Genomic DNA, 24,557 nt, shown 5'->3' with positions numbered 1-24,557 from the left:
CCGCGTTTACGCGTGTTCGACCCGGACGGCCGTGCCGTAGCAGAGCACCTCGGTGACGCCTTGCATCAACTCGTTGGCGTCATACCGCACGCCGATCACGGCATTCGCGCCCGAGAGATGCGCCTGATGCAACATCGTATCGAACGCCTGCGCACGCGTGCGCTCGGCGAGCTCGGTGAACAACGAGATGTTGCCGCCCAACACGGTTTGCAACGTCGCGCCCAACGTACCGAACACCGATCGCGAGCGAACGACGACGCCGCGAACCACGCCGAGCGAGGCGGCGATGCGATAGCCGGGCAGATCGAAGGCCGTCGTCGTCATGGCGTGCGGAACCTCGACGGCCTGCGCGGGAAGACTAGTGGACATGGTGTGGATGGTCGGTAGAGGTGTGCCCTGCTGACGTCGATTCCCAATCGCGACGCAATACGGCGTACTGCACGACGTCTTCGAAGCGTCCGCCTTTCAGGTATTGCTCGCGATGCAGTCCTTCGCGTTGCATGCCGGCCTTCTGCATGACGCGGCCGGAGGCCGGATTGCGTGGCAGATGCGACGCCTGCACGCGATTCAGTGCAAGCGGCCCGAATGCGAAGTCTAGTACGCCGTGCACCGCTTCGGTGGCGATGCCCTGCCCCCAGTACGGCCGGCCGATCCAATACCCCATCTCGCCACGACGATGCGGCGCCGTGAGTTGCAGGCTTATGGTACCGCGGAGTTCGTGGTCCATCGTCGTGATGGCGAAGGTGACGGCGGTTCCGGCGTCCCACGCCCCACGATGCGAGGCAATCCATGTCTCCGCCATGCCATCGCCGTACGGGTGCGGCACGTTGAGCGTCATCTCGGCCACCGCTTCGTCGCCGGCGAGGCGCTGCACAGCGGTCGCGTCCGCGCGCGTGAACGGGCGGAGAATGAGCCGAGCGGTGTAGAGGGTGGGTTGGTCCATGGATGCGTCGGAGGAGTCAAGGAAGTGTAGCGCCTAAAGACCCATGAAGCCCGTGAAGGCCGCCAGCTCTTCGTCGAGCGCACGCCGAAACACTGCATCATTCGGCGCCCGTCCTGCCACATAGCCGATGTCTGGCACCAGGCGCCCGTCGCGCACGCTCAGGTTCGCCCATCCGATGACGCGATCGCGCCACGACAGCGGCAGAGCGTAATAGCCGCGGACGCGCTTCGGTGCTGGCGTGTAGGCCTCGAATCGATAGGCCCAGCCGTTGAAGTGCTCGAAGCGCGCGCGGTCCCACACGAACGGATCGAACGGGGCGAGCAATCGTACAGTATCGCGTGGAATCACGCGGCGCACCGGCGGCACTTCGCCAACGGGCCAGAACCAGGTATGCCCGTCAACGGTCACGTGGGGCAGTCGCTGTTTCGCCCGCACCACCGCCGCCGCACGCGCGCTCGTCCACTGTGGTGCGCCATGGCGCAGTCGCTGCACGAGTTTACTCAGCATACTGCCGGTGAGCGGCGCGTACTTGGCGACAATCACATCCACCAGCGCGTCCATCGCGGCCACGCTGTTCTCTGGCACCGGCGTCTGTTCCCGCACGGCATACAGTCGCGTGCCGCCCTCGCGGCGAGCCACACGCACGAGACCACGATAGTGCATCGCGTCGAGCAACTGCGTGGAGATGTTCGATTGGCCGCCGAACCAGTTGAGCGCCTTGCCGTGGGAGAACTGCGCATCCACATCGCGCGGATGCACGACGCCGGACTCCCGCACAAAGGCGAGGATGCTGTCGGCACGTCGGCGTTCGGCAGCGGACCACGGCGTGCGAGGCATGCGCGGATGCATCAGCGCGTGGAGCTCGCGCGTGACGAACCCGTAGTTCACGAAGAAGTCTTCTTCGATACCGAGCTTGGCGTAGCGCTGCTCGAGATCACCGGCGCGATATCGCGTCACACGATGGCGTAATGTCAGATCCTGCGCGCGGGCGGGCGCACGGATTGGGTCGGCCTGAACAAAACCGAGGCGGGCGATCGCCCGGCCAAGGGTCGTAGGGTGCGGAAACTGTCGGCGGAGCGCGAACTGTCGCAGCCGATCGATATCGGGTGGCATGGTACGGGGAAGCTCTGGAGCGAACGGTGCGCAAGCAAGCCGTAAGCGGCGTGCCGGGAGGCGGACTTGCGCGCCGAATCCTTCCGCCATAACATACAACCATATGGTTGCACGTTCTCTTTCCGACCCTGAGCTCGACCAAATCTTCCGCGCGCTCGCCGACACGACCCGACGCGACATCGTGGCCCGTCTGCTTGGCGGCGAGCCGGCCTCCGTCACCACTCTCGCACAGCGCTACGACATGTCCTTTGCGGCCGTGCAAAAGCACGTGGCCGTGCTGGAGGAGGCTGGACTCGTGAGCAAAGAATCGCGGGGCCGGGAGCGGATCGTGCGCAGCAACCCTGAGCGCATTGCGCAGGCGCGCGCCCTGCTGCTCCAGCTCGAACAACTCTGGATCTCCCGCTTCAGTCAGCTCGACGACGTCCTCTCCACTCCCAACCCCACCCGGGAATAGCGATGCCCATCACCGACGTGATCTCCAACGCACAGGACCTGACGCTCACCGTCATCGCCGACTATCCCGTGTCTGTGACCCGGCTGTGGGACGCGTATGCCGACCCGCGCCAGCTCGAGCGCTTCTGGGGTCCGGTGCAGTGGCCGGCGACCTTCACGCGTCACGACATGGCCGTCGGAGGCTACTCGAACTACTACATGACCGGCCCCGACGGTACGCAGTCGCGCGGATGGTTCCGGTTCCTGTCGGTCGAGCCGTACCGCTCGTTTGAAGTGGAAGACGGCTTCGCCGACGAACACGGTGTGCCGAACACCGCGATGCCCACCATGCGTATGATCTTCGCGTTCGAGTCGACCGATACCGGTTCGCGCTTTCGGAGCACGACGTTCTTCACCTCCGTCGAGTCGATGGAGCAGCTGGTGCAGATGGGCATGATGGAGGGGATGAAGTCGGCGATGAGTCAGATCGACGCGACACTGGCCGATCTCGCCTCATTCGCGATCGGACGGGCGACCGACGCACAACTCCTCAACGATCGCCAAGCGCGCGTGAGCCGCGTGATTCGCGGCAGCGTGAGCCAGGTGTGGCGTGCACATAACGAGCCCGCGCTCATGCAGCGCTGGTTACTTGGCCCCGACGGCTGGACGATGCCCGTGTGCGAGATCGCGCAGCAGGTGGGCGACCGCTATCGCTACGAGTGGGCCTCGGCCGACGGCGCGCAGCGTTTCGGTTTTGAAGGTGAGCTGTTGGAAAGCGCTGCGCCGCACCGCGCCGTGACGACCGAGCGCATGATCGGCGCGCCCGGTCCGTCCACACGCAACGAACTCACGCTCACGGCCGTCGATGGCGGCACGCTGCTCAGCCTCGTGATCACGTACCCCACCAAGGAACTGCGCGACATGATCCTGGCCACGGGCATGACGACCGGCATGGAAGCGAGCTATGCGCGGTTGGAGCGAGAGGTGCTGGCGGGATAGCGAAGGGCGAGGCGGCTGTCGTTAACTGCCATGGTGGCCGGCGACGACGACGTTCTTGGCCAGCGTCTTGAAGCGTTCGCCGTTGGCTTGAACGACCGTAATCGTCACGTGTCCGGTCTTGCTCGTGTTGATGTCGCGGACGATACCCGATTTCCCGGCGTGCGTCCCACCCACGACCGAACAGGATGCACCGTCCGTGAGGTCCTTCACCGATTTCTCGTGCATGGGCTTCTCTCGATTCGGTATGTGAGGCTGTCGCTCGCTCGTGATAGTAGAAGAGGGGGTCACCACGGGCGCCCGGACTTTCACAGCACAAGCTGCGCGGCGATCTCCCACAGTCGCTGCGCATTGTGCGCGTTCATCGCGTAGTGTGCGACGCCGCTATAGTCGGCGGGTCGCCGAGTGACCGTGGCGGCTTCGTTGCAATCTTCGAAGTAGCGACCGCCGATGCCTTCGAGCATCGGATGGGCGGCTAACAGGATAGACGTCGCGGCGCCTTGCGCCACGGACTTCTGTCGCTCGATCGGTGTTCTCAGGCCACCGGTGTGCTTCTGCAGATTGGTCGCGATCGCCCCCGGATTGAGGGCATTCGCGAAGATGCCATGATCGGACCACCGACGTGTGGCCTCTACGGCCAGCAGCGCGCACGCCGACTTGGATTGCCCGTATGCGACGAACGGATCATAGGGCATGAAGTCGAAGTGCAGATCATCGAACAGCACGGGCGCGATCAGGTTTCCGCTCGAACTCACCGACACGATTCGTGCCCCGCCTGCGCTGGCCATCGCAGGGAAGAGGCCCTGAGTCAGCGCGAAATGTCCAAGAAAGTTGGTGGCGAACTGCATCTCCCACCCCTGCGAAGTCCGCTCCAGCGTCGGAATCGCCATCACGCCGGCGTTGTTCACGAGAATGTGGAGAGGACCACTCCACCCCGCGGCGAAGGCGTGCACGGAGCGCAGGTCGGAAAGATCCAGCGGTGCCACATGCACTCGAGGGTTTCCCGTTGACGACCGAATCTCGGACGCCACCGCTTCCCCCACCTCGACGCGACGGACCGCGACGACGACCTCAGCACCCGCGCGTGCCAGCACGCGCACCGTCTCGATGCCAATTCCAGAGGCCCCGCCGGTCACGAGAGCGCGCTTCCCCGTGAGGTCGACCCCGTGCATGACGTCATCGGCCGTGGAGGAGAAGCCGAAGAGAGTGCGGATGGGCGTGTGCATAACCGTGGTCAGGGCCGAGGACTGCTTAATCTACGTCATCAGCACGAGCCGGAGCAGAGCGGCTTACGACCGGCATGACCGTGGGATCAGGTCAACTCGGCGATGGCCAACGTGCCGTACTTGCGCATGACGGATGGCCGAAAAGTGCGAAGACTCTCCGCTGCCTTCGTGGTCTGGGCATCCTCCGGCGCGTAGACGAGGACGAACGCCGCGCCTTGTGCCGCCAGACGCAGCAGAGTCTTCGCATCTGCGGACTCATCCGTGTACAGCTTGGACAGTTGTTCACCGAGCTTCGCGAAGAGGCCCTTCTCGGCCTCGACGTCCCGCTCATGTGCCAACACGTCCGCTCCGGAAGCGACGATCACCTCGTCGGCGGCGAAGCCTTGGCCGTGCACATGCTCGGCGGCCGTTCTTGCCGTCGGACCGTCCGCGAATACGGCGAGCAGATAGTTCTTGGGATAGAAGGCGCCGAACGAGAGCGCGCCGTCCTTGAACGGTGGTTCGCCAGGAATGGCCTGCGCTTCGGGAGTGTCTGTCATGTGCGGGGGCCGATGATGACGGGTCGTAGGTCGACTCGAGTCGACGAACGGCGATAGCACGCACAGCGATTGCACGCACGGCGCGTGCCAATCAACACCCGGCGAGCATACTTTCGCCTGCTGCTGCATGACGCTACCGTAGGCGGTCCGCATGTGCCCTCACGAGGCGTTCCCCGACTGCATTCGACATGACGACCCAGCAGCCATTGTCTCCCATGCAACAGATGCACGACGCGATGCAGCGATGCGACGCCGACGCCGTGCGATCACTCTTCGCTCAACACGCGGAGTTCCGTCCGATGATCAACGCGCCGGCATTTCCGTTCGACGCGCCGGCCATCGTCGCGAACGCCAACAACCTGGCGATGCTGGAGGTGCTGCTCGAGTTCGGGGCCGATCCCAACGCGCGCAGCGCGTGGTGGGCTGGCCCATTCCACGCGCTGCATGTGGCCACCGGTGCGGCCGCCGAACGACTGCTCGCGGCGGGTGCCATTCCCGACGCCTGCGCAGCGGCCCATCTCGACGATGCGGATCTGCTCGCCTCGATGATCGGCGCCGACCCAGCGTGCGTGCATGAGCGCGGAGGTGATGGACAAACGCCGCTGCACTTTGCGCGTTCGCGCGGCGTGATCGATCTGCTGCTGCGCGCGGGCGCTGACATCGATGCGCGCGACGTGGATCACCGCGCCACGCCGGCCGAATGGATGCTCGATCGCTCGCGCGATGCGGGACGTTACGCGCTGGCGCAGTATCTCGTGGAGCGCGGTGCCCACGCCGACATCTTCATGACAGCGGCGCTCGGGCTGACGGATCGCGCCGTCGCGTTGCTGCAAGCGCGTCCCTCGCTGTTGAGTGAGCAGACCGCTCGCGGCGCCTATGCCGAAATGCCACCGAGCAGCTTTCACATGTACTTCTGGACGATCGGAAGCAACCGCTCGCCGTTGGAGGTCGCCGCGCAGTTCGGGCACGACGACACACTCACCGCGATGCGATCGTTCGCCACGCCGGTGCAGCTGCTGCGCTTCGCCTGTCGCCGCACCGATGTCGAAGCAGCGCGAGCGCTGGTGCGCGAACACCCGCACGTGGTGGCGTCACTCGACGCGCGGGACCATCGGGCCATTGCCGATGCCGCCTGGGACGGCGACGCACCGGCGGTCGCACTCATGCTGGAGCTGGGCTTCGACCCGGCCACGCCGGGACACGATTCCGGCACCGCGTTGCATTGTGCGGCGTGGCGGGGGTCGGCGGAAACCGTGGCCGTCTTGCTCGGGACACCCGCAGGCCTCGCATTGATCGCGCAGCGGGATGCGCATCATCAGGGCACGCCATTGGGATGGTGCCGCCACGGGGCCGAGCACGGCCCGCGCGACGGCAACTTTGCGTCGGTGGAACGGTTGTTGTTGGAGTGCGGCGCGGAGGAGTGAGCTGCGCGCCGCAGGACACTCACTCCAGCCCGATCTTCCGACGAATCTCCGCGTTCGGCCCCTCGAATTTCGGGATCGCCACGTTGCCGATGTAGCCGAGGTCTTTCCACCCCTGCGGCGTGGTGTAGAACGCGGTCGCCGTCTGATCGCGGATGGTGTCGAAGAACTGCGCGGCAAACTGGTGCTCGGGCTTCGCCTTCGGCAGATAGCAGATGTCGTCGCAGATCGCGGTGCGCTGCGCGGTGGTGGCCAGATGGAAGCGCTTGCCGAAACGCGTGTTCGCTTCCCGATCGAGCCAGGCCAGTCCGCCGCGCACGCGCACGAGCGAGGCATCACCGCCGGGCCGACTGGCCCACTCGTTGATGTACGCCGGCGCACCGACCGCCGACGCCGAGGGGCTCTTGGCGTCGGCGGGGATGATCATGTCGCACAGCGCGCCGAGCGTGGTCATCTCGCGTAACTGCAGGCGCATCGGCCAGTCGGCCTTGGCCACCTGCAGCACCGGGTCGCTCGGCGTTCCGCGCGGGCCTTTGCGCTTGGCTTGGCTCGCTTCGTCGAGCATCGGCAGCGGTGCACGCGGCACCGGCGCGACCGGTGCCGCCGACGACGGCGCGGGTAGCATCGGCACCATCGCGGCCGCCGCCATCGCCTTCAGCGTATCGCGGCGCGTCATGCCCTGCCCGGCCGGCTTCGGCTCGTCGTTCGCGGTGTCGTTCGTCTCTTCGTTCACGTCGTCGCGCATCAGAGATTCCCCCGCTTCAGTTCTTCCACGATGTGATCGCAGCTGCGCCACGCGAGCGCGAGGATCGACAACGTGGGGTTCTTGTCGGCGTTCGACACGAACGTGGCGCCGTCGGTGACGTACAGGTTCTTCACGTCCCATGACTGACCGAACTCGTTGAGCACCGACGTTTTCGGATCGCTGCCCATGCGCACGGTGCCCACTTCGTGGATGATCGAACCACCGGCCGCGATCGCCTTGTTGCCATCGGTCTGCACCGTGCCCTGCACCGTTCCGCCCATCTTGTCGATGATCTCGGCGAACGTCTTGTGCATATGCGCCGCCTGCTGGATCTCATGCTCCGACCACTTCCAGTGGAAGCGCAGCACCGGAATACCCCACTGGTCCACCGCCACCGGATCGATCTCGCAGTATGAGTCCTCGTTCGGGATCATCTCGCCACGGCCGTCGAAGTACATGAACGAACCGTAGTAGCGACGGGCTTCTTCCTTGAACTTCTTGCCGTACGCCCCCTGCGTGAAACTCTCGAGCCCACCGAAGATGCCGGGCCCGGGCATGCCGCGTCCGCCGCCGAATTCGATGTGATAGCCGCGCGCAAACGACATCTTGCCGGCCTTCTGATCACCGTACTTCCACCACGGCATGTACATGTGGATGCCGGCGGTACCGTCTTCATTCACCGGCGGCAGTCCTTCCAGTCGAGGAATCTGCGCCGAGAGTCCGGCGCCCACGGTATCCATGAGATACTTGCCGACCACGCCACTACTGTTGGCGATGCCGTTCGGGAACATCGTGCTCTTGGAATTCAGCATGATGCGCGACGTTTCGCACGCGCTCGCCGCCAGCACCACCACCTTGGCCGTGACGTGATGATCGACGCGCGTGAGCTTGTCGATGTAATGCACGCCGCTCGCCTTGCCTTGCGCATCGATGGTCACTTCGCGCACCATCGCGTCGGTAATCAACGTGACGTTGCCGGTGGCCATCGCCGGCGGCAGCAACACCGTGGTGCTCTGGAAGTTCGCCTTGATCGAGCAACCGCGGCCGCAGTCGGTGGCGTAGAAGCAGGCCATGCGCTCGTTCATGCTCTGCCGCAGCACGCGCTGGGCCAGCGCATTGCCGGGGTGCAGCTTGGCCGGGAGGCGGGCCGAGTCCTGTCGCTGTGTGAGCACGGCGCGGTGCGCGGGGATCACGGGAATTTTGAGCGGATCACACGCCTGTTTGGCCAGCAGCTCGTACGAGCGCGCGGCTGGCGGCGGCTGCAACACACCGGGTGAGGATCGCGGAGTGTTCTCGAGATCATCGTCACCGCCGTACACGCCGATGAGCAGTTCCGTCTTGTCGTAGTACGGCGCCATCGTGTCGTACGTCATCGGCCAGTCGGCACCGAGTCCGTCGCGCGACTTGGGCTTAAAGTCGTACGGGCCCATGCGCAGCGAGATGCGGCCCCAGTGGTTGGTGCGCCCTCCCAGCATGCGGGAGCGCCACCAGCTGAACTGGCTGCCCGGCGCCGTCGTGAACGGCTCGCCCGGTACGCGCCAGCCGCCATCGACCGTGGCATCGTAGAAACCGAACGGCTTGTCCGCATTGCCACTGCCGCGCAGCGGCGCGTCTTTGGGCGTCTGGAACATAGGCGTTTCGGTAACCGGGTCGTAATCACGCCCCGCTTCGAGGAGCAGCACCTTGAGCCCCTGCACCGACAGCTGATAGGCGGCCATTCCACCGCCGGCGCCGGAGCCAACGACGATGACATCGTACTGCGGCGCAACTTTGGAACGACGGGAGTACACGCGGAACACTCCACTGCGGGCGGGAGGCGGGGGGTGCATCGATGCACCACATGCCAAGCTATCGCGGAGACATGAAACGCGTCAGGCGTGGCCGAGGGCGACTCGCAGCATCGCATCGATCTCGTCGTCACCGGTCGGCAGCGCGATCGCACGCGGGTCAGCGCCGGCGCGAAGCAACGCGGCGATGATGCGCCGGTGGTCCGGACGTGGTTCGTTCCGCGCCGACCACTCCGCGGTCGCGAGCGGGGTGCCGCCGTACCGGCTCAGGGTCTCCAACGGCACGCCCCGAGAAAGCAGCAGCTCCACCACCGCCAGCTGTCCACGATTCGCCGCCCAGTGCAGCGCATTCATACCCGTGCCGGTGCCGGCCTCGGGATCGACGCCGAGGTCGAGCAAGTAGCGTGCGACTTCGAGCTCCCCCAGCCAGCAGGCCGTGGTGAGCGCTTCGGTGAGCGCCTGCGGCTCGGACGCGAACGCCCCTGCGCTCACCCACCGCACGATCGCACTGGAGTGCGCGTCGCCATGCGTCGTGACAAAGACCGGCGTCAGCGCCGTGCAGTCACCGTTCAGCAGGCCGCGGAGCACCGCGTCGAACGTCCATGCCTCTCGGGTGCTCATCGCAGACGAGGCCTCATCGTGAAAAGGCGTATACATGCCGGTACTCCCACGTCGTCGCGCCAGGCACACGGAACTCCTTCAACTTACGCACCGTCGCCGTTCCCAAGGTCCACGTGTATCGAAACTCGACCGGCTTGTTGTTGTCCATGCCTCGGCCCAGCAGCACCAATTCCAGACCCTCGGCTGTTTCGCGCCGTGACGCAATCGTCAGCGTATCCTGTACGCCGCCCGGCGCGCCCTCGATCACCCGATCGCCGTCGACACGCACCACGTCAGTCGAGTAGATCGTCTTGCCCGGGCCGTCGTCGTAGACCGTGCGCACGCGAAACGCATCGCTGCCGCCGATCGGCGCCACATGCTGCACGGTGGGCAGTGTCACCATGCGCCCCGTGCCGTAGTCGCGATAGACAAGACTGCCGCGCATCAGTCCCGTCGTGCGTGCGAGCAGTGCACCAGCGTCGCCCGCCCACGGCGTCGACTGGGCCATGAGCAGCGCGCGATCGCGATTGGCCCGCAGGTCATCGATCGTCTCCGTCGCATCGATATCGGGGAACACGCCCATGCCGGCGACGAACGGCACGTTCACGTCGGTCCGCTTGAGGGGAATGCGCACGCGCACACCACTCGCCGGCAACCGCAGAAACAGAATCTGTCCCGCCGTCGGCCCCTCGGCGCTTCCTCCCGTCTCCTCACCAACCAGGCGAAGGCGGCCGCTACGCGCGCCGGCCTGCTGCAGCACGGCCAACAACATGGTCGTCGCCGAGCTGTTGCGGCGGCTCGTCAGCACGGAAATGCGACCGGAGAACGCGCCCGGCGCCGGGTCGAGCGTCGGCGTCGCGAACCGCTCGGCGTACCAGCCGTCGTCGCGACGGGTGAACGCCAATGCGTCGGGCGCGAAGAGCGCCGACGGATCGCTCCACGTCTCGAACGCCGTGCGCAACTCCGGCGCCACGTTGATCGTGCGCCGACGGACCGCCTTGAGCGGAACCAGAGGTGCCGAGATGAGATGACGCACGAGGCCCCACGCCGCGTCGTCGGAGCCACCACCATTGTCGCGCAGATCGACCACCAGCTGTGTCACACCGCGCGCACGGATAGCATTGAACACGCTCGCATAGAGCGAATCGACGGCGACCGGCGTGCGATAGTTCACAAAGCTGCGCACCGTGAGCAACGCGGTCGAATCATCGAGCGCGCGCCACGCGGTGCCCGTGCGAAAATCGGCCGGCTGCGCGTCGCCGAGCGCCTGCCACGCCGCGTAGGTGATCGGGGCGCGGGTGATCGTGCTCGTGGCACCCGCTGCGTTCACGAGGGTCAGAGTCCATGAACGGGCGAATCCGAACTCGAACGGCCAGTAGTGATCCAGGTCGTTGCCCATGAGGTCCCCGTCCGACTCGAGGCGGGCGGTGCGCGCGAAGTCGGTGAAGCCGTCAACGGCCACGTAGCGGGAGAGGCGCGCGACCACGTCCTTGGACGCAATGCCGTTGATGGCGCGGATCTCGGTACCGCGCTCCAGTCCGGACCCGGTCACCACGAAGATCCGGTCGCCAAGCATCCGCACGCGTACCGGCAGAAACGTGGGCTGGGTCGTGCGATACTGATAAATCGACCGCGGCAGCTCGGCCTTGGTGTGATCGCAACGGAGCTGCGCGAGCAACAGCGCGACGTCATGGTAAAAGTCCATGTCGGTCATGGGCTGCGCAGCGCGGCGTTCCAGACGTGCGAACGCGGAATCGATGACCTTTCGCGGCGTGTACCGATCCCAGCCGGCATGCACCTCGCTCAGGGCGCGACGCAACAGCGCGAGGTCGGCGACCAGGTCGGCCGTCGCGAGCGTGCGCGGCACGTAGGCCTGGGTGTCGAGCTGGGCTGCTCTCGGCGCGGACTGCGCCGGCGCGGGAGAAACGGCGACGGTCGCGGCGACGGCGGCGAGGGCAAGCGAGCGGGACAGCGCTGACCTGAAGGACACGAACGACATGCAAACTCCGGTATGGGGACGACGCGAATCTCCCCAAACCGCGGGCCCATCGCGTCGCGAAACACACGAACTGCGCGGATTTATGGAGTTTGAGACGTCACGGCATCGGCCAAGCGCTTGAATTCGGTCGGAGTGACCGATGCGACGCGTTTGAAGACGCGGTTGAACGACGCCTTGGAGTTGAAGCCAGCGTCCAGCGCGATCGTGAGGATGTCGCGATCGGCGCTCGCGGTGCGCAATTCGGCTTGCACCGCGTCGACTCGGATCCGATTGATGAACTCGTTGAAGTTGACGCCGAGCCCATCATTGAGGGCGCGGGAGAGATAGGTGGTGTTCGTGGCCAGCAGACGGGCGAGCCTCGGGGCCGTGAGTTCCGGGTCTCGCCACCAGCAACCGGCGCGTACCTCGGCGTCGAAGCGCTCACCCATGTCGCGCCAATCGGCCGGCCGTTCGGTCTTCGGCAGGACGGCCACCGCCTCGGTAGCCGCCTCGGTGGCCGCCTCGGTCGCCGGCGCGAGCACCACCGGCAGCTCTGGCTCGGCCACTGCGTCCGGCCGCGGATACGCGAGACGGGCGCTGCGGAGACCGCCGAGTCCGAGGCCGTACACCAGGACCGAGAACCAAAGGTAGAGCGGCAGGCGGTCGAAGTAGGTGAGACCGCCGACGGCGGCTTCGTACAGACTGTGCGCCACCCAGAGCGCGACGGTCACGCTACAGGCGATCAGGAAGCGTCGGGGCCAGTCGAGCCGGAACTCCTCGCGGTTGGAGAGGGCCGTATCGAGCCAGTGCTGATAGCGCGCGTGCGTACGCCAGGCGAGGGCCACGTAGATGACGAGCGCCACGAAGGACCACGTCGTTTCGATCGGCACGATGTACGGCACATGCGCGACCGTATTCCAGTGGTTCTTGAATGCCAGCGGTTGCACGAAGATCGTGCTGTAGTACGCCCCCTGCAGGGCCGCGGGCACGAAGTGCCACGCCCACCGGGTCGGAAGTGCGCCGGTGCAGATCACGTGGATGTACAACCAGATCACCGCGCCGATCGCCAGCGACCACTCGTACGGCATGAACGAGAGCCATGGCCACGTGTCGTAGAAGCCCGCGAAGCCGATGATGTACGGCAGCACCCGAAACGCGACAATCGTGAGCAGCGCGGCGAGCAGCCGATTCGCCGTGCGGTTCACCGGTGCGCGCAACAACAGGCCCGCAAGCACGAGCGCGTGCGCCGTGCCGATGCTGAGGAGGATGCTGTTGCGGCCGAAGGAGATCATGCTGACTGGAATGGCGTAGAAGGAGCCGAGAGGCAATGTAGACGGACGAGGTGCATATCAAGCGCGCGCGGGTGTGCGCGTGCCCTCATCGCTGGCTCGTGCGTCTATATTGTGTATTGGCCGACGGGGGCCGTCTCTTCGCCTCCAACGTCTGCCGAGTGATGTGCCGTTATGCCTGATCTACTGCTCCCCGAACACCCGTCGGGTGGCGCGCGCAAAGTGCTGTGGCCGATTCTGGTCGGTATGCCACTCGCACTGTTGGCGGTGCTGCTGGCGGCCGGGCGGAGTCTCGGCGGCATCGAGCTGGCCGGCCCGGTCGTGCTCCTCGGTGCGGCACTGGTCGCCTTGTCAGCCGTGGCCGTGGGCCGTGTGCGCACGGCATCGACGGTCCTGATCCTATCGTTGATCGGGTCCGGCGCGTTGATGGTGGTCGGATACGGCTCCATTCGCTCGATCGGCTACCTCTGCTTCATCGGCGCCGTAGTCGTGGCGGGCATCTTCCACGGTCCGCGCGTGCTGATCGCCGCGCTCGTCGCGAATATCGTGCTGGTCGGCTCGCTGGTGTACGCCGAAATGCACGGGATCATGGTCTCGTTGAATCGGCCGATCAGCGTGTTTCACGGGCTCGCGATGAGCTTCGCGCTGGCACTGATCGGATTCGCCGTCCACTACTCGCGCACCGTCGCCGTGAGCGCGGCGACCGAATTAGCGCAGCAGCTGCGGGAGCGCGAACAGGTCGAGGCCACCATTCGGCAGACCGAGGAGCGACTCCGCCTCAGTATGGAGGCGACGCGCCAGGGCTGGTTCGATCTCGATCTTCGCACGGGTGCGGTGATGACTAGCGCGCACTTCGCGCGCATCATGGGCGCCGATCCGCACGAGCCGAATATGAGCCAGTCGACGTGGATGAACAGCATTCACCTCGACGATCGCGCGGCGGTGCTGGGGCTGTTCGAGGAGTGCCTGCGGACCGGCGACACGCGTCAGATGGAGTATCGCATGCGGACGCGCACGGGAGGCAGCGTCTGGATTCGCTCGATCGCCAAGGTCGTGGAGTGGGATGCGCAGCAGCGGCCCGTTCGCATGACCGGAACGCACACGGACATTTCGGACCAGATGCAGGTGCTGATCGCCCTGCGCCAAAGCGAGCGACAGTATCGCACCTTGGTCGAGCTCTCACCCGTGGCCATTCTGGTCCAACGTGGCGGCATCGTCCTCTACGGCAACGCGGCGGCGACGGCCTTGCTCGGTGCGCATGGACTTGACGATGTCGTCGGGATGTCGCTAACCCAATTCGTGCATCCGGAGGACCGCGATGCGCTCCTGCAGTACACGGCGGCCACGCCGTCTGCTGACGTGGCCGGTCGCATGACCGAGCTGCGATTCGTGCGCGTGGACGGAGAGACGCTCGAAGTCAGCGTCCAGTGCACCCCCATCACCTTTGAGGGCGCCACTGCCGTGCAGCTCAACTGCACCGATATCTCGGCCCGGAAGCGCGCCACCGAGACGCTCTTGCGGTCGCGCCAGCTGGAGTCGCTGGGCACCCTCGCCGCCGGTATTGCGCACGACTTCAACAATATCATCCTCGCCATCCGCGGAAACGCAGAGCTCGCGGCGTTGGATATCGGCGCGCACCACGCGGCCGCCGATGCCGTCACCGAAATCACGCGCGCGAGCGCCCGGGCGAGCGAGATCGTCCGCCGCATCACGACGTTCGCACGACCGAAAACGCCCAATCGTGAGTACGTCGCGCTGCCGACGTTGATCGACGAAGTCCTGAAGCTCCTGCGACCCACAATTCCGGCCGGCATCGCCCTGCACCTTCGCACAGGCGAGCCCGTGGCGAGTGTTCATGCCGACGCGGCCCAACTGCACGAAGCACTCGTGAATCTCACGGCCAATGCCGCCGATGCGATCGGACACCGTGAAGTCGGTGCGATCACCTACGTGCTCGACGGCATCACGCTCGACACCGAGCACGCGCAGTCGTTGGGACTCGCGGTGGGCGACTATGTACGCATCTCGGTGAGCGACACCGGTCGCGGGATGGACACCACGACGATGGCCCGCGCGTTCGACGCGTTCTTCACGACGAAGCCAATCGGCGAAGGGAGCGGCCTTGGCCTGTCCATGGCCTACGGCATCGTCCGAAGTCACGGTGGCGCGCTGGTCGCCAACAGTGCCCCCGGCGCCGGGACAACCTTTCGACTGTACCTGCCGGCTGCATCGGGCAAGGCGGTTGAGGTGTCGACCGCCGATGCCACCCCAGCCGTGTCAACCATTTCGCGACGTGTGATGTATGTGGACGACGAAGCGCAACTCGTACGGCTCGCGCAACGGATCTTGAGCCGTGCCGGACATCACGCGGAAGTGTTCACTGATCCGGCATCGGCGCTCGAGCGCTTTCGCCAGGCTCCCGGGGAATTCGATCTCGTCGTGACCGATCTCACGATGCCTGGCATGTCCGGGCTCCAGTTGGCGCGTGCGGTGAAGACGGTCCGCGCCGAGATGCCGATCGTCATGGTGACCGGTGACGCCGACGCGACCGCTGAAGCGGAGGCCGAGGAGGCCGGTATCGCGTTCGTGGCGGTGAAAGCCTCCGTGGGTCATCAACTGATAGGCCTCGTCGAGCGGGTCTATCCCGGCGAAGCCTAGGGCCGTCGAGATTGCGTTTATCGACCTGACGGGCAACTTAGGCGCAGCAGTTTCGTCTCAGCCCGCCTACGGATCAGGAGACCCCCCTTGAAGTACTGTTCACGTTCATGGCGTCGCGTTGCGACCCGTGTCGCCCTCGCGGTCGCTGGCAGCGTCGCCGGGACCGCACTGCAGGCGCAGACCCCTGTGTATCCGCTCGATCAACTCTCCGCCAAGGAGCACTGGGCGATCTACGACGTGTTGCAGGCGTCGGGCAAACTCGACTCCACCTTCCGGCTGCTGTACGAGGGGCTCAAGGAGCCGGCCAAGCGCGAGGTGCTGGCCTGGCAGCCGGGGCAGCCGCTCACGCGCGAGGCCACCGTGCATCTCACGCAGGGCAAGTTCGGCTACGAAGCGGTGGTGGATATCACCGGCAAGAAGCTGGTCTCGTGGACGCAGCTGCCGGGCAAGCAGTTCATGACCAGCGGACCGGAATCGGATGCGGCGGAAGGCGTGGCCTTGAAGGATCCGCGCGTGAAAGCGGCCCTGCGCCAACGCGGCGTGACGGACTTCACGCATGTGTCGTGCGGTCCGGCCAACAACGGCTACTTCGATCTGCCCGAAGAGCGCAACGTGCGCGTGTTGCACGTGACCTGCGACGACGAACGCGGCCGCATCTCGGGCTACGGTGAGTCGTTCAGCGGCTTCGTGGTGGTCGTGGATCTCACCAATGAAAAAGTGCTGCGCATCGTGGACGTGGCCAACGCGCGCAGTGGCCTGCCCGACGGTCACTCCCCAGAGGAGATCGGCCCCACGCGCGCGCCCGTGAACGCGGTGGAGATGGTGCAGCCCAAGGGCGCGACGTACACGCTCAATGGACACGAAGTCGCGTGGCAGAATTGGAAGTTCCACTTCCGCATGGACATGCGCCGCGGGCTCGTGCTCTCACGTGTGCGCTACGTGGATGGGGGCAAGGAGCGCTCGGTGATGTATCAGGGCTCGTTGTCGGAGCTGTTCGTACCGTACATGGATCCGTCGGATCCGTGGAATTACCAAGGCTACTTCGACCTCGGCACGTATCCATTCGCCTTCGGTGGCATCGCCAGTTCGCTCGAACCGGGCGTGGAGTGCCCGCTCTACGCCACGTACTTCCACAGCTACGTAGTGACGGCCAAAGGTGCGCCGCGCGAGCGTCAGCGTACCGCCTGTCTGTTCGAGCGCAACACCGGCGACGTGGCATGGCGCCACACGCGCGCCGCTGGCAGCGTGAACGAAGCACGCCCGCGCACCGACCTCGTGCTGCGCATGTACATGAATGCCGGCAACTACGACTATCTGTTCGACTGGGTGTTGAGCCAAGACGGCGCGATCACCGTCAACCTCGGCGCCACGGGCATGGACCAGGTGAAGGCCGCCACCGGTACGCCCAAGGACAACGACTACGGGCGGGTGATTGCCAACAAGCTCGTGGGCGTGAACCACAGCCACTTCTTCTCGTTCCGCCTCGACATGGATGTGGACGGCACGCAGAACTCCTTGCTGGTGGACAAGCTGCAGACGACCACGTTGCCCAAGGAGAATCCGCGCCGCAGCATCTGGACAGTGAACACGCTCACGGCGCAGACCGAGAAGGATGGCATGCGCATGTCGGCCATGAATGCGCCGGAGGTGTGGCGTATCGTGAATCCGGCGGTGAACAACGCGTTCGGCTGGCCGGTGGGCTACGAAATCGAAGGACATGGCGCGATGTCGCTGATGAGTCCCGACGACTACATGCGCCAACGCGCCGGGTTCGTGGACCACACGCTCTGGACGACACCGTACGCGCCGGCCGAGCTGTACGCGAGCGGGGATTATCCCACCAACAGCGTAGCCGGTGACGGACTCACGAAATGGACGTCGGCCAATCGCGCCATCGCCAACACCGATGTGGTTACCTGGCTCACCCTTGGCTTCCACCATGTGCCGCGTCCGGAAGACTGGCCGGTGATGCCGGTGGCGTGGCACAGCTTTGCGATCAAGCCGGTGGGCTTCTTCGGGCGCAGTCCGGCCATGGATATTCCGCGGCAACGCTGACGCAATCGCGTACCCCGTCGCTAACCTCACCCGCTCGGCGAAAAGCTGTCGAGCGGGTCTACGGATGGCGTGACCAATCCGTTGGCGGCGGCCACGAGAAGGGATGCGCGCACCGGCTTGGCGAAGAACACCGTCCGATCGAGCATTTCACCACTCCATTCCCGGGCGATCGTCGCGTTCGCGCTCAGCGCGACCACCGGTACGTCGCGTTCCACGGCGCGCATCGATTTCACGAGATACACACCATCGAATTCCGGCAAGTCGAGGTCGGTCACGAGCAGCGCAATAGGCCGGCCGGCCTCTTGCTGATCGCGGCAGATCGAGAGTGCCTCCGTGCCGTTAGCGGCGGTCAGCACATTCCATCCATCGCGTTCGAAGGCACGCGTAGCCCACGCGAGCACCGCCGGAAAGTCATCGACGATGAGGACGGTCCGCACCGTGGCAGCTGGGGCGATCATGCGATCTTCACCGCATGCAGCTTGCGGGCGCGCTTGTCGGCGTACAACGCTTCGTCGGCCGATCGCATCAGTGTGGCCAAACTCTGAGGAGCCTCGGGCAACCATGTGGCAACTCCGATGCTCGACGACAACACAAAGTCGCGCTCCTCACGTGCATTCGCGGCATCAATCGCGGCGTGCAAGCGACCGATGAACACGTCGCTGTCCCGGCCGGTCGTTCCGCTGAGCAATAACGTGAACTCGTCACCACCTAGCCGCGCCGCCAGGTCACTGTCACGGATCGCCTCACTCAACAGCGAGGCCATTTCCACGAGCGCCTCGTCACCGATATCGTGCCCGAAGCAATCGTTGATCTGCTTGAACGCATCGAGATCCAGCGCCAGCACCGAAAATGGCATGGCCGTGCGCTGCGCCAACGCCAAGTGATGTTTTGCGCGCTCGCTGAATCCACGTCGGTTGTACAAACCCGTGAGCGAATCGCGCTCCACCTGATGTTGCAACCGCTCTTGCGCAGCGGTGAGCGCCCGCAGCGTCGAACGGAGTTCTATCTCGGCCATTGCGGCGGCGGCGAGATCCTCCAGCGTGGCGATCTGATCGACCGTCCACTGCACCGGGGCCGTGTCTATCGCGCACATCGATCCGAGATTCTCTCCCCCGGAGGTTCGGAGCGGGACGCCAGCGTAGGCAACCACGCCAAGTTCGCCGAACGCCATATTGTCCATGACGAGCGGATGCACCGAGGCGTCTTCGACGATCAACTTCGTGCCGTTCGTCACCACGTACTGACAGAACGAGTGTGTGAGCGGCGTCCCTCGTTGCGCCCCTGCCCAACCACCAAGGCCCGCCATGCCGGGAAAGTGCTGCCCTCGATCATCGACGAGGCTCACCAACGCCACCGGTACGTGCAATAGCCGGGTGGTCAGTCTCGCCAGGCGGTCGAGGACATCGTTGGTGGCCCCGTCCAGTAGCTGGCTGGCGCGGACCGCCGCGAGGCGCGCCGGGTCGGTCAAGCGCGTGAAGTGCTGCTCTGGCGCAAGCCAGGAACTACGATCACGGGAAAGGACGTGCATGGAGCACTCACAACCAGAAGATGCGGTAGCACCGGTCACATTCGACTTCGAACGTCGACATCGGCTATAAGGTACTATCGGCAGCAGTTTCAGAATCTGGAATCATTGCTATTAAGAGCCATCGCACCGACGTCGATACCCGCAGTGACGTTGGTTTACGATGCATTCTCTTCGCTCCACTTCGGTATGAATCTCGCCGCCCCCGCTTTCGACATATTCGGCCAGGCCTTGTCTGGTGACAGCTGCGTGATCCAGGATGCGCTTCACGCGATCCGCACGCATCTCGACATGGAGGTGGCGTACTTCTCCGAGTTCATCGACGGCCGTACTGTGTTTCGGCGAGTCGACGCGCCCGGGTTGGAGCACTTGATCAAGCCGGGAGACTCACAGGCACTCGACGACGTGTACTGCATGCACATTCTCGAAGGGCGCTTGCCGGAATTGATTCCAGACACGTCGTTGCTCCCGCTCGCCATGTCGATGCCGATCACGCATTCGACGCCGATCGGCTCGCACGCCAGTGTTCCCGTACTACGGCCCGACGGATCGGCGTTTGGCATGTTCTGCTGCCTGAGTCCGCGGCCGAATCCGTCGCTGAACGATCGCGACCTGGATATGCTGCGCGTGTTCGCCGGCATTGCGGCCAAGCAGGTCAATACGGAGCTCGAGCAGCATCGCTCTGGACGGGAAGTTCGCGCGCGCATCGAATCGATCATCGCGGAAGAGGCGTTCTCCATCGCCTATCAACCGATTTATGATTTGAGCACCAACGTCGTGGTTTCGTGTGAAGCGCTGTCGCGCTTCGCCGCCACGCCGTACCGCACGCCTGATGTGTGGTTCGCCGAGGCGGAGGCAGTCGGCCTGGGCATCGAACTCGAATTGGCAGCCATACGGGCGGCGTTAACGGCGTTCATGCACCTTCCTGACGAAATCTCCCTCTCGGTCAATGCATCGCCCGACGCGATTCTCTCGGGGCGCCTGTCGGATCTCCTCGACGCGCGCTTCATGCACCGCACGATCCTGGAGGTGACCGAGCACGCGAGAGTTGGCAATTACGCCGACCTCCACGCGGTACTCGCGCCGTTTAAGGCGGCGGGCCTGCGCGTCGCGATCGACGACGCCGGCGCCGGCTACTCGGGGCTGCAGCATATCATCCAACTCGCTCCTGAGCTCATCAAGCTCGACATGTCGCTCACACGAAACATCGACCAGGAACCGGCGCTGCGTGCACTCGTGACCGCGATGACGTTCTACGCCGGCGAAACGGGTGCCACCGTGGTGGCCGAGGGAATCGAAACCGACGGCGAGATGGAGACGCTCCGCCGGCTTGGCGTACAGCGAGGTCAGGGATATCTGCTGGGCAAGCCGGGACCACTTGCCACTGCCGCGTGGCTGCCTGCGCACGTCACCGACTCGTGCACCGATAGCTGTCACGTACGACACTGATTGTGAAATGCGCGAGAGGCGACTCGTTTCTCGCGAGACGCAGCATACAATGTGCGCCTGCGAGGTGTACCCCCAAGGCGTACGATGCGGCGTCCTGAGCAGCTCTGCCGAGCACCGCGCGACCGAAGCCGGTTGCCACTCTGGCGGGACTGATGACGTAGGCTCCCGGAGCAACAATGCAGTGGTTTTCGAACCTCCCGATCGGCCGTAAGCTCGCACTTGGCTTCGGCGCCGTGGCAATCTTGCTCGTTGTCGTCGGGTATGAAGGCATCGCGACAGCCCGTCGGATCAATGGCCTCATGAGTGAAATGCAAGTGTCGCACGCTATGCCCGCGCTGCATCTGAAGGAGGCGAATGTTCAGGTGCTGCGCATTTCACGCGCCGTTCGCAATGCGATCTTGGATGACGATGCGGCAGCGGTCGACAAGCGGGCCGCTGACATCAAAGTGTACGATTCCACATTTCAGGCAGAATTCGCGGAGTACGCTAAGCACATCAAACGCGACGAACAGAAGCAGCAGGCCGCGCGACTGCTGGAGCGGTTCCGTGTACTGCGCCCGATGCAGGACGAAATCGTCGCCTTCGCGCGAGCAGGCAATGACGAAGCGGGGAAGGCGCGCCTCAGCACGATTCGCGCGCACGCCGACACCATTGATGCGATCCTCGATTCGTTGCAGGAGTCGAAGCTCGGACTGATGACCGCGACGGCCAAGGCTGGCGACGATACCGCGACCTCGTCGATACGCACGCTGCTCATCATCATCGCCATAGCGCTGATCGTCGCCGGACTCGCGGCGACAGGTATCACACGGCCGATTGTCGCGGCCCTCGCCAGCCTACGTCGGGTAGCCGATGGTCTCGTCCTCGGCGACATTGGGCAGGACATCACGGTAGCCAGCGAGGACGAAACAGGACAGCTTGCCGCCGCGATGCAGCAAATGGTGCTGGCGCAGCGCGAGCTCGCTAGCGTTGCGCTTGCCATCAGCGCCGGCGATACGTCACGCCAGGTGGCCGTGCGAAGCGACAAGGATACGCTTGGCGAGTCGTTCGTCACCCTTCGTCAAACGGTGCAACTGCTCGTTGATGAAACAGGAACGCTCGTGACCGCGGCCCGTGGCGGCAATCTGCAACAACGCTCGGACGCACAGCAGTTCCGTGGTTCGTACCGCGACCTGGTACAGGGTATCAACGATCTGCTCGACGCAGTGGTGACGCCGATCAATGAGGCGTCGGATGTGATGTCGCGAGTGGCCGACCGCGACCTCACGGCGCGGGTGACGGGACAGTACCAAGGCGACTTCGACCGCATCAAGCAGTCCATCAACGTCGCGGCAGAAACACTCGACGATGCACTCTCGCAGGTGTACGGTGCCTCGGAGCAGGTCTCGGCCGCCGGCACGCAGATCGCCAGTGGCAGTCAGGCGCTGGCGCAGGGCTCGTCGGAACAGGCCGCATCGCTCGAGGAAGTGTCCAGCAGCTTGCAGGAGATGTCATCCTCGTCGAAGGAAACCGCCACCAACGCCCGCCTCGCCCGCGATATGGCCGTCGGCACGCGTGATCGCGTAACGGAGGGACGCGCGAGCATGGACAAGCTCTCCGCCGCCATGGAGCAGATCAAACGTTCCAGCGACGAGACCGCGAAGATCGTCAAGACGATCGACGAGATCGCATTTCAGACGAATTTGCTCGCGCTCAATGCGGCCGTCGAAGCCGCGCGGGCCGGCGACGCCGGTCGTGGCTTCGCCGTGGTCGCCGAGGAAGTACGCAGCCTCGCCATTCGCAGCGCCGAGGCGGCCAAGACGACGGCGGCCCTGATCGAAGGCTCGGTGTCGCACGCCGCGCAGGGTGTGCTGTCGAATGCCGACGTGATGGCGAAGCTGGTGGAGATCGACAACGAAGTACGCCGTGTGACGGAGATCGTGGCGGCGATCGCGCTGGCCGGCGAGCAGCAAGCCGATGGCGTGGAGCAGATCAACGCGGCGGTGGGTCAGTTGAACGCCGTCACGCAGCAAGTCGCGGCGAACGCCGAGGAATCAGCCAGCGCCTCCGAAGAACTGGCCGGTCAGTCGATCACCATGTCGGACTTGGTGGGGACGTTCCAGCTTTCCAGCCATGCCGGAGCGCGTCGCGGAAATGCGGCGGTGAAGGCGGTGAAGGCGGTGAAGGCGGTGAAGGCGGTCAAGGCGGCGGCAAAGGTTGGGCGGACCGTGGGCAGCGCCGACCTGGCGATCTTCTAGCGCGGCGTGGGTCCGTCGCTCTGCCTACACGGGGAGCGGCGGACCAAGCAGTTCCATGCCGTGTGCGCGCCAGAGTTCTGGGTCCTGAATGGGCATGGCATTGCCCTTTGACACTTCACGAAAAAACGCCTCCATGGCGCCTGGGGGCGTAAACGTGATCAGCAGACGTCCCATGGTATTGCCCACGAAGGCCCACACGTGCGGCACCCGTCGTGGCGCCAGAATCGAATCGCCCGCCTTGAGGTCATAGCGAACGCCACCAATCTCGATGCGATACTCGCCCTCGATGCAGTAGAAGAGCTCGTCTTGTGTCGTGTGGAGGTGCTTGGCCGGCCCGCCTTTGGCGCGATTGGTGTTCTCGATGACCAGCATCGCCCCACCGCTATCGGCCGACGTGACCTTGAAGTCGATCGTGCTGATGCCGAGCGTTTTGTGTACGCCTTCACGATCGTCGCCGGCGCGGACGAACGCCGCCTTGGCCGGTGGCTGCGCGTACGTGGCGCCGGTTAGGAGGGGGACCGCGCTGATCGCGGCTCCGAGGAATGAACGACGCGACGTCGGTGGCATGGCAGAGCCCGGAAGAGAGCGGACGCAGGGGTGTGCGGTGTGCTAAATCTACGAGTCAGCCGCTGATATTTCTCTCCAAGCCGGACCGTCGCCGATGAACGCATGGATGTCCCGCGCCGCCGCACTCGGTCTGTTGAGCGCGCTTCTCGCCGCACCACTCTCAGCCCAGAGCTACACCGCGAAGGAATGCCCGAGCTGCGCCGGGTGGAACGCGCCACACGCGCCGACGAAGCTCTTCGGCAACAGCTATTATGTGGGCACGGATGGATTGAGCGCGATCCTCATCACGTCGCCGGCGGGACATGTCCTGATCGATGGCGGACTCCCCGAGTCGGCGCCGCTCATTCTACAGAACATCGTCGCCCTCGGCTTCCGCCTGCAGGATGTGAAGCTGATCCTCAACTCGCATGATCACTACGATCACGCGGGCGGCATTGCCGAGCTGGCGCGGGCGACGGGTGCCGCAGTAGCGGCCAGTGCATCCAGTGCGAAGACGATGCGCGCGGGTATCGCGGGTGCCAACGATCCACAGTACGCGATGCTGCTGGCGTATCCGAAAGTGCCGCTCGTTCGCGAGATCGCCGATGGCGATACGGTCCGCGTGGGCGCGCTGTCGTTGGTGGCGCACTTCACGCCGGGGCACACAGCCGGCGGCACGACGTGGAGCTGGCGGACGTGCGAGGGGGCGCGCTGTCTCGACCTGGTGTACGCCGACAGTCAGACGCCGATTTCAGACAGCAGCTTCCGGTACGCCGGTGACCCTCGCTATCCGTCGGCCGCCGCCGATTTTGCACGAGGGCACGCACGCATCGAGCAACTGCGCTGTGATGTGCTGATCACGCCGCATCCGAGCGCGACGAAGCTATGGGAGCGATTGGCGGCCACCGGCGATGCACCGGGGCTGGTGGACCCCGACGCGTGCAAACGTTACGCCGCGACCTCACGGGCGGCGTTCGCGAAGCGGCTGGCCACCGAGGCGTCCTCACGCCTGTAGCGG

22 protein-coding genes are annotated in these 24,557 nt (G+C 65.1%); 8 read left to right on the top strand and 14 right to left on the bottom strand.

The window, feature by feature from the left end; all coding sequences use genetic code 11:
* Positions 1-6: 6 nt before the first annotated feature.
* Genes HKW67_RS20245 through HKW67_RS20235 form a run of 3 tightly spaced genes read right to left on the bottom strand, consistent with a single transcriptional unit; the run spans position 7 to position 2,056 of the window.
* Positions 7-369 (bottom strand): YbjQ family protein, encoded by a 363-nt coding sequence (locus tag HKW67_RS20245; RefSeq protein WP_230981072.1) that lies wholly within the window; start codon positions 367-369, stop codon positions 7-9.
* Entirely contained in the window at positions 359-943 is a 585-nt protein-coding gene (locus HKW67_RS20240) for a GNAT family N-acetyltransferase (protein WP_171227117.1), read from the bottom strand. The genes HKW67_RS20245 and HKW67_RS20240 overlap by 11 nt, the downstream gene beginning before the upstream one ends.
* 33 nt (positions 944-976) lie before the next feature.
* Positions 977-2,056: a DNA glycosylase AlkZ-like family protein gene (locus tag HKW67_RS20235; RefSeq protein WP_171227116.1), complete on the bottom strand. Its 1,080-nt coding sequence runs from the start codon at positions 2,054-2,056 to the stop codon at positions 977-979.
* Positions 2,057-2,159: 103 nt separating this feature from the next.
* Here HKW67_RS20235 and HKW67_RS20230 point away from each other — a divergent pair, with 103 nt between their 5' ends.
* The gene (locus HKW67_RS20230) at positions 2,160-2,510 is read left to right on the top strand and encodes an ArsR/SmtB family transcription factor (protein ID WP_171227115.1); all 351 of its coding nucleotides are present in this window, start codon (positions 2,160-2,162) and stop codon (positions 2,508-2,510) included.
* Positions 2,511-2,512: 2 nt separating this feature from the next.
* Complete coding sequence (locus HKW67_RS20225; RefSeq protein ID WP_171227114.1) at positions 2,513-3,487, top strand: SRPBCC family protein; 975 nt, start codon at positions 2,513-2,515, stop codon at positions 3,485-3,487.
* 21 nt (positions 3,488-3,508) lie between these two features.
* Here the strand turns inward: HKW67_RS20225 and HKW67_RS20220 are convergent, their stop codons facing one another.
* The 3 genes from HKW67_RS20220 to HKW67_RS20210 all read right to left on the bottom strand — a co-directional run bounded on the left by HKW67_RS20220 (position 3,509) and on the right by HKW67_RS20210 (position 5,249).
* Positions 3,509-3,712 carry an RNA-binding protein gene (locus HKW67_RS20220; protein WP_171227113.1) on the bottom strand — a complete coding sequence of 68 codons (204 nt, stop codon included), beginning with the start codon at positions 3,710-3,712 and terminating at the stop codon, positions 3,509-3,511.
* A gap of 80 nt (positions 3,713-3,792) precedes the next feature.
* Complete coding sequence (locus HKW67_RS20215) at positions 3,793-4,710, bottom strand: SDR family NAD(P)-dependent oxidoreductase (RefSeq protein ID WP_171227112.1); 918 nt, start codon at positions 4,708-4,710, stop codon at positions 3,793-3,795.
* A gap of 86 nt (positions 4,711-4,796) precedes the next feature.
* Complete coding sequence (locus HKW67_RS20210; protein ID WP_171227111.1) at positions 4,797-5,249, bottom strand: hypothetical protein; 453 nt, start codon at positions 5,247-5,249, stop codon at positions 4,797-4,799.
* 188 nt (positions 5,250-5,437) lie between these two features.
* Here HKW67_RS20210 and HKW67_RS20205 point away from each other — a divergent pair, with 188 nt between their 5' ends.
* Positions 5,438-6,673, top strand: coding sequence for an ankyrin repeat domain-containing protein (locus HKW67_RS20205; protein WP_171227110.1), 1,236 nt, complete (start codon positions 5,438-5,440; stop codon positions 6,671-6,673).
* Between the two features lie 19 nt (positions 6,674-6,692).
* Here HKW67_RS20205 and HKW67_RS20200 read toward each other — a convergent pair whose 3' ends face one another.
* The 5 genes from HKW67_RS20200 to HKW67_RS20180 form a co-directional block, all read right to left on the bottom strand.
* Positions 6,693-7,415, bottom strand: a complete 723-nt coding sequence (locus HKW67_RS20200) for a gluconate 2-dehydrogenase subunit 3 family protein (RefSeq protein ID WP_171227109.1) — start codon at positions 7,413-7,415, stop codon at positions 6,693-6,695.
* Positions 7,415-9,205, bottom strand: coding sequence for a GMC family oxidoreductase (locus tag HKW67_RS20195; RefSeq protein ID WP_230981071.1), 1,791 nt, complete (start codon positions 9,203-9,205; stop codon positions 7,415-7,417). The genes HKW67_RS20200 and HKW67_RS20195 overlap by 1 nt, the downstream gene beginning before the upstream one ends.
* An 81-nt stretch (positions 9,206-9,286) precedes the next feature.
* Positions 9,287-9,823, bottom strand: a complete 537-nt coding sequence (locus HKW67_RS20190) for an ankyrin repeat domain-containing protein (protein WP_171227107.1) — start codon at positions 9,821-9,823, stop codon at positions 9,287-9,289.
* A 13-nt stretch (positions 9,824-9,836) separates the two neighbouring features.
* A complete protein-coding gene (locus tag HKW67_RS20185; protein WP_171227106.1) occupies positions 9,837-11,801 on the bottom strand; it encodes a S41 family peptidase in 1,965 nt (654 codons plus the stop codon).
* Positions 11,802-11,881: 80 nt separating this feature from the next.
* Positions 11,882-13,072 (bottom strand): helix-turn-helix domain-containing protein, encoded by a 1,191-nt coding sequence (locus tag HKW67_RS20180; RefSeq protein WP_171227105.1) that lies wholly within the window; start codon positions 13,070-13,072, stop codon positions 11,882-11,884.
* Positions 13,073-13,243: 171 nt separating this feature from the next.
* On the opposite strand from HKW67_RS20180, the gene HKW67_RS20175 reads away from it, so the two are divergent.
* Together HKW67_RS20175 and HKW67_RS20170 are read left to right on the top strand one after the other, a co-directional pair.
* The gene (locus tag HKW67_RS20175) at positions 13,244-15,727 is read left to right on the top strand and encodes a PAS domain-containing hybrid sensor histidine kinase/response regulator (RefSeq protein ID WP_171227104.1); all 2,484 of its coding nucleotides are present in this window, start codon (positions 13,244-13,246) and stop codon (positions 15,725-15,727) included.
* Positions 15,728-15,814: 87 nt separating this feature from the next.
* Positions 15,815-17,782 (top strand): copper amine oxidase, encoded by a 1,968-nt coding sequence (locus HKW67_RS20170; RefSeq protein WP_171227103.1) that lies wholly within the window; start codon positions 15,815-15,817, stop codon positions 17,780-17,782.
* Between the two features lie 26 nt (positions 17,783-17,808).
* Here the strand turns inward: HKW67_RS20170 and HKW67_RS20165 are convergent, their stop codons facing one another.
* The gene (locus tag HKW67_RS20165; RefSeq protein WP_171227102.1) at positions 17,809-18,240 is read right to left on the bottom strand and encodes a response regulator; all 432 of its coding nucleotides are present in this window, start codon (positions 18,238-18,240) and stop codon (positions 17,809-17,811) included.
* Positions 18,237-19,310, bottom strand: coding sequence for a GGDEF domain-containing protein (locus tag HKW67_RS20160; RefSeq protein WP_171227101.1), 1,074 nt, complete (start codon positions 19,308-19,310; stop codon positions 18,237-18,239). Before HKW67_RS20160 ends, HKW67_RS20165 begins: the two co-directional genes overlap by 4 nt.
* Before the next feature lie 186 nt (positions 19,311-19,496).
* On the opposite strand from HKW67_RS20160, the gene HKW67_RS20155 reads away from it, so the two are divergent.
* Both HKW67_RS20155 and HKW67_RS20150 read left to right on the top strand, forming a co-directional pair.
* A complete protein-coding gene (locus HKW67_RS20155; protein ID WP_171227100.1) occupies positions 19,497-20,756 on the top strand; it encodes a sensor domain-containing phosphodiesterase in 1,260 nt (419 codons plus the stop codon).
* Positions 20,757-20,932: 176 nt separating this feature from the next.
* Positions 20,933-22,993, top strand: a complete 2,061-nt coding sequence (locus HKW67_RS20150; RefSeq protein WP_171227099.1) for a HAMP domain-containing methyl-accepting chemotaxis protein — start codon at positions 20,933-20,935, stop codon at positions 22,991-22,993.
* Between the two features lie 24 nt (positions 22,994-23,017).
* Here the strand turns inward: HKW67_RS20150 and HKW67_RS20145 are convergent, their stop codons facing one another.
* Positions 23,018-23,560 (bottom strand): cupin domain-containing protein, encoded by a 543-nt coding sequence (locus tag HKW67_RS20145; RefSeq protein ID WP_171227098.1) that lies wholly within the window; start codon positions 23,558-23,560, stop codon positions 23,018-23,020.
* 94 nt (positions 23,561-23,654) lie between these two features.
* On the opposite strand from HKW67_RS20145, the gene bla reads away from it, so the two are divergent.
* On the top strand, positions 23,655-24,554 hold the full coding sequence (gene bla / locus HKW67_RS20140) for a subclass B3 metallo-beta-lactamase (protein ID WP_206044516.1): 900 nt from the start codon (positions 23,655-23,657) through the stop codon (positions 24,552-24,554).
* Positions 24,555-24,557: the final 3 nt, after the last annotated feature.

This window comes from Gemmatimonas groenlandica, assembly GCF_013004105.1.
In the GTDB taxonomy this organism is placed as follows: domain Bacteria; phylum Gemmatimonadota; class Gemmatimonadetes; order Gemmatimonadales; family Gemmatimonadaceae; genus Gemmatimonas; species Gemmatimonas groenlandica.
This window is presented reverse-complemented; position numbering and strand designations above follow the sequence as displayed.